Annotated in this window: 4 protein-coding genes; all 4 read left to right on the forward strand. The window is 38.4% G+C overall.

Annotated elements, in window-relative coordinates:
• Window positions 1-238: aminopeptidase (locus tag WAM07_RS10275; protein ID WP_422166574.1), on the forward strand; the 238-nt coding region annotated here is incomplete at its 5' end.
• Between the two features lie 164 nt (window positions 239-402).
• Window positions 403-1,194 (forward strand): archaetidylserine decarboxylase, encoded by a 792-nt coding sequence (gene asd, locus WAM07_RS10280; RefSeq protein WP_422166576.1) that lies wholly within the window; start codon window positions 403-405, stop codon window positions 1,192-1,194.
• Window positions 1,195-2,138: 944 nt separating this feature from the next.
• Window positions 2,139-2,429 carry an RNA polymerase alpha subunit C-terminal domain-containing protein gene (locus WAM07_RS10285; protein ID WP_422166578.1) on the forward strand — a complete coding sequence of 97 codons (291 nt, stop codon included), beginning with the start codon at window positions 2,139-2,141 and terminating at the stop codon, window positions 2,427-2,429.
• Between the two features lie 235 nt (window positions 2,430-2,664).
• Window positions 2,665-3,753: an NAD(P)-binding protein gene (locus WAM07_RS10290; protein WP_422166580.1), complete on the forward strand. Its 1,089-nt coding sequence runs from the start codon at window positions 2,665-2,667 to the stop codon at window positions 3,751-3,753.
• Window positions 3,754-3,925 lie beyond the last annotated feature (172 nt).

Genomic DNA, 3,925 nt, shown 5'->3' on the forward strand with positions numbered 1-3,925 from the left:
CTTCTATAATACGTTATTTGATGAGAATGCGTCGTGCCATGTAGCACTTGGTAAAGGTTTACCCATAGCATTAGAGGATGGACCAGTAATGAGTAAAAAGGAATTAGCGGAGCATGAATTAAATGAGAGCCTGATTCATGTGGACTTTATGATTGGAACCGCAGACCTCGATATCGATGGTGAAACAGAATCCGGTGAGCTCGTTCCGGTTTTACGAAACGGAAATTGGGCATTTTAAATTTAATTATAAACGTGCACTAGTTTATCTTGATATCGAGTCTTCACGTATAGAAGGCGATTGTTCAATATGAACGATTACTTTTCATTTACCGGCAGGATTGTAGAAAATTCAGTAGATGACGTATAGGATATAGAACAAAGAAAAAACCTGGGGGAGATTGAGTGAAAAAGCATTTGTATCGGCGTATTATTAGCTTCCTTAGTTCTCCATGGATCGGAAAGTTTATTCTGAGAGCTAGCCGTTCTCCTCTCAGTAGATGGCTCATTCTCCCATTCGTGAAAGTTCTGAAGATCCAAACGGACGAATTAGACAAAAATATAAAAGAATTTACTTCATTAGAAGATTTTTTTGTTAGGAAACTGAGGGCAGGTGCACGACCTGTAAAGGAAGGTAAGAAAGAAATTGTAAGTCCTGTCGATGCTAAAGTAGAGCAATTCGGAGAGATAAAGGGTACGGCATTTAAGATAAAAGGAATCCCTTATTCAATTGATGATCTATTAGAGAATAAAGAAATGATAGAACGCTTTCAAGATGGTTTATTTATTGTTCTGTACCTTAGTCCGCAAGATTATCATCGAATTCACTCTCCCGCAGATGGTGTCGTTACCAAGCAGTATGAGCTTGGTGGAAAGTCCACCCCTGTTAATAAGTGGGGAATGACCTTAGGAAACTCTCCAATTTCAACTAATTACCGAATTGTCACGGAATTAGAACAAGATGATGGGATGTATATCGCTCTCGTAAAGATAGGAGCCATGTGGGTTAACACGATTCAACTATCTCATTCCATTGCGTACCTGAAAAAAGGGGAAGAAGTTGGCTTCTTTAATTTTGGTTCGACCGTTGTACTATTGTTTGAAAAAAGAAAGGTCAGTCTCAATGAAAGGGTAAAGCGCGAATCCTTTATTAAAGCCGGAGAGCCTTTAGCGAATAAAACAAACGTTAAATTCTAGCCTAACAAAAACATTCTCTACCTGGGCTTACGAGTAATCTTCAGGTACAGAGTAACCTTGCTGGAAACCAGTGAGCCTTGTGGATGGAACAAGTCTTTTAGTTTAGTGGGCTTTAATATAATAAGTAATCGGATTGTAGGCCGGAGAGATGTTATGAAGAAAGAGTCAATTTGAGTAAAAGTACACGTACTACTTCGCCTAACTGTTGATAAAGCAAAAGACTTCGCAAATATATATAGAAATTTAGACTTAAAGTAATGGGGGACGAATCTTTAATAAAGAGAGGCGTCTCCTTTATTTTATTCCATTTTATATCCAGTACCATTTGGTACATTCTTCTTGAAGTAATAGATATTGATCTCATGTTAGAATCCACACTTAGAGTTAGCTTCTGGTATTATCATTACTTATTTGGTATTAAAGTTATGAGAGTGATGAGAAAGGGGTATATACGATTAAAAGATTTATCGAATATTTGAAGGAAAAATTAGAAAGGGTAAGAGGTGATTTTAGAGAAGGTATAAAGCACTTTAGGATAACGTGGTGGCTGTGGAAATTTAAAGCGATCCTATCCATAGTTATAATTTTCAGTCTCATAACCGGAAGTTATCTTATTGAATTAACTGGGGAGAGTCCAGAATATGTTAGCGGGTACTTTTTAGGGATTGCTGGCATTATTTTATTTTTGAGTTGGTTGTTTAGTAAAAGAGTAAAACAGTTAATTCCTAAGCAAGAAGTTAAAAAGTTTTTGTTTGTTTTTCTAGTCACACTCGCTCCATTTACTTTAGTTGGAATAGTATATTTAATCCTGGAAGTCATAGATTACCCTTTACCATGATATTCGCCAATAAGAAATTTTAAAAAGGCCTTATTGAGTTTAGCTTGAATATAGATAAAAGTGATTTTATAGGTAATCCAATTTTATTAATTAAGGAGATGTCTACATGACTTCAAATAAAAATATGAGGATATGCGATAAAGGGCACAGATATTATAAAAGCAGCGATTGTCCAACTTGTCCAATCTGTGAAAACGCACGAAAACCTGAAAGTGGATTTCTCTCATTACTTGCAGCACCAGCCAGAAGAGCCTTGGAAAACAAAGGGATAACTTCTTTGAGGATTTTATCAACATACAGTGAAGAAGACGTTTTGAAATTTCATGGCATGGGTCCATCGTCATTGCCGAAGCTGAAATCAGCTTTGAAAGAGGAAGGATTATCGTTTAAGAAATAACATTCCTTATTCTGTGTCCAAGTGTAATTTTGTAATGGATTTCGAGTTAACTTAATCAATTAATTAGCGCATATTTTCAAGTTTTGTTCTTGGAGATGATTATAATTGAAAAGCGGAGGGATCTAGTTCAGGAAGGAGTACGGGAACTTCGAGATCTGTATTACTAATTTCCCTCACGATGGCAGGAATAAAACGGGCCTCCTTACGAACACTATAAAGAAAAGGGGGTGGCCTTGTGAAAACAGCGATTATCGGAGCAGGACTTGCCGGTCTTTCATGTGCCGTGACATTAGAAAAACATGGACATACTGCTGATATTTTTGAACACCAAAACGAAATAGGTTTTCGCTATGACATTGCGCAATTAATAACGCCTATTCTTCACGCACCCATCAATGACTCGGTCAAATACTTTTCTGAAACATATGATATCCACTTAAAGCCAACCAGCAATGTACAGAAAATATATGTCCATTCCGAAAACGAATCTGCCTATGTGGAAGGAAATATCGGTTTTATCAATATGCGCGGCGAATATGAGGAGTCCTATGAGAAGCAATTAGCCCAACAGCTGGTGCATAGTAAAATCCATTACGGCAACCATGCGACACATGAAGACATCTCAAAAGAATATACCCATGTGGTATTAGCCACAGGCGATCCGCAGGCTACACAGCAAATTCAGACATATGACATAGCATTAGCTTCTGCATTTGCCGGTGCTATCGTCAAAGGGGACTTCGTCCGTAATGAGGTACATACCTGGTTCAATAACGATTTTGCTCCAAAAGGTATGGGTTACTTGCTGCCTCACTCCAAAACAGAAGCGACTCTTGTGATCGTCTATCCGCAGTATGAAGACGAGTGGTTACAAAAAAGAAATGAGTTCTGGAACGTAATGGTGAAGCAAGCCTCCCGTACCCTAAATCAGGAAATTAAGATTGAAAAAGAATTTACGATCACCGATTACATGGTAGGAAAATGTAATTATCCACGAATCGGCAACACGTTCTTTGTTGGCAACTGTTTCGGAGCCACCACTCCATTCTTAGGTTTTGGGCAGACCGGATCACTTCTAAGTGGCATTTATGCCGCTCAGGATATCTGCGGGCTTGGGAATTATGAAGAGCTGTGTAAACCACTCTATAAGGATTATGATGATTCCCTGGTACTCCGCAGAGCGATTGAAGGCCTAAGTAATCATCAACTGGATTTAGTGACTAAATCCCTTCGCAATCCGATGGTGAAGAAAATTGCCACCCAGCCGAATATGAGTGTTTTGAAAGGACTCAGCCACTTGTTGAAGCCTTTTACGTCGAAATAACTAATACTTTCCCTCTGAAGATTGAAAGAGCCTGACTCCATTTTTATGGGGGATCAGGCTTTTTTTGTATAATGGACTCAGACTTATCAGAGTTTAAAAAAAAACACTCCAGTGCGTGGAGTGTTTTTACTTAATGTATCCGTGACTTCGACGGATGCTCATACCTTCAGAG

Source organism: Halobacillus sp., from assembly GCF_049282395.1.
In the GTDB taxonomy this organism is placed as follows: Bacteria; Bacillota; Bacilli; order Bacillales; family Halobacillaceae; genus Halobacillus.

Bases quoted from the DNA above. Each gene is read 5' to 3' on its own strand.
- WAM07_RS10285 (WP_422166578.1), top strand. From the start codon at position 2,139: ATGACTTCAAATAAAAATATGAGGATATGCGATAAAGGGCACAGATAT.